Origin of the sequence: Peptoniphilus sp. DNF00840 (genome assembly GCF_001553125.1) — a bacterium.
Taxonomy (GTDB): Bacteria; Bacillota; Clostridia; order Tissierellales; family Peptoniphilaceae; genus Peptoniphilus_A; species Peptoniphilus_A vaginalis.
This window is the reverse complement of sequence record NZ_KQ960188.1, coordinates 1-1,596: the sequence shown is the minus strand read 5'-3', so window position 1 is coordinate 1,596 and position 1,596 is coordinate 1. Positions and strand designations below refer to the sequence as shown.

Annotated in this window: 1 protein-coding gene; it reads left to right on the top strand. The window is 30.3% G+C overall.

The annotated features are described in order from the left end of the window. The first annotated feature begins 239 nt into the window (after nt 1–239). Nucleotides 240–1,463, top strand: coding sequence for an IS110 family RNA-guided transposase (locus HMPREF1864_RS00550; RefSeq protein ID WP_062570897.1), 1,224 nt, complete (start codon nt 240–242; stop codon nt 1,461–1,463). Nucleotides 1,464–1,596 lie beyond the last annotated feature (133 nt).

The window sequence follows — 1,596 nt, the reverse complement described above, 5'->3', positions numbered from 1 at the left end:
TTTAGTACCATAAATAGTGTAAGAAAGGAAGTAATTCCTATCTTGCACTATTTTTGTATAATGGAGAAGTAGAATGACGAGGTGCTTTTAGGGTTGAAACATCCGACATAAAAACTGTCAACTACCTTTTCATTATTCATATTCGGTTAAGCAGGTTGGGCAAAACGTCCGTGTCACAAGCTAAAAAGAGTGTAATGGTGCAGGTAGAAACTACAAAATAAAAAGAAAGAAGGAAAACTATGATATCTATAGGAATAGACATATCAAAAGATAAAATAACAGTTTGTGCATTAGAAGAAGGAAGCAAAATAATCTGGAAGCCATTTGATGTATATCTAAACAAAAGTAAAGTCGAAGAACTAATAGAAAAACTAGAAAAAATAAAAGAAGAAGTAAAAATAACAATGGAAGCAACAGGAAAATATCATCTACCAATACTTTACGAATTAAAAGAAAGAGGCTACTTTGTAGCAGTAATAAATCCATTAAAAATGAAACAATATTGCCGAGCATTAAACTTTAGAAAAGCAAAAAATGACAAAATAGACGCAAAACAAATAGCAGAATATGGACTAATGTACTGGAAAGAATTAGAAGAATACAAAGTAGATGAAGAAAACTACCGAGTCCTAAAAGAATTAAACAGAAGCTACCAACATTACATGGATCTAAGAATCAACCAAATGAACTACATAGATCAAACAATACATCAAACATTTCCAGGAATAAAAAAACTAATACCACATAACTCAGGAGACTTCTCAAAAGATAAACTAATAGACTTTTTAGAAAAATGGTGGCATAAAGACCTAGTATTAGAAAAAACAGAAGAAGAATTTGTAGAAGAATATAAAACATGGGCAAAAGAAAAGAGATACCATCCAAATGTAAATAAAGCAAAAACCATTTACAAAATAGCAGAAGACAGTATCTCAACACAACCTTCCCATAACTCAAAAATAGAAACGAATATCAGAGAAGGAATAAACCTGATAAAACAAATAAATCAGATTCTAAAAAATATTTTATCACAAATGATAGAAATATCCGAGCCCCTAGAAGAATATCAAGAAGCAAAAAAATTCTCAGGCATATCAGAAAAATTAGCAGTACAAATAGTAGCAGAATTTGGAAACCTATCAAAATTTAAAAACAAAAAAAGCCTAATATCCTTTATAGGAATAGACGCACCACCATATGAATCAGGAAACTTTAAAGCAGACCAAAGGAAAATAAGTAAAAGAGGAAACGCAATACTAAGAAAAGTAGGCTACCAGGCAATGAAATGTATGATGAGTGCTAAAAATCCAGAAAACGAAATATATAAGTACATGATAAAAAAAGAAAAAGAAGGAAAAGCCAAAAAAGTTTGTAAATTTGCAGGCTTAAACAAATTCTTAAGAATCTACTATACAAGAGTTATGGAATCAAAAGTCGAGAAAAAAGAATTAAAAGTAGCATAAGACTTTGAAAACACTAAAAAACAAGCCGATTGATTACCCTCGGCTTGTTTGCCATGCGCTAATTTAATTACTCAAATAATCAAATAACCTGAAATTAATTTCAGGTTATACTTGACTTTTGTTAGCAGGTTTT

Coding starts and splice junctions, on each gene's coding strand:
- HMPREF1864_RS00550 (WP_062570897.1), top strand. CDS start 240: ATGATATCTATAGGAATAGACATATCAAAAGATAAAATAACAGTTTGT.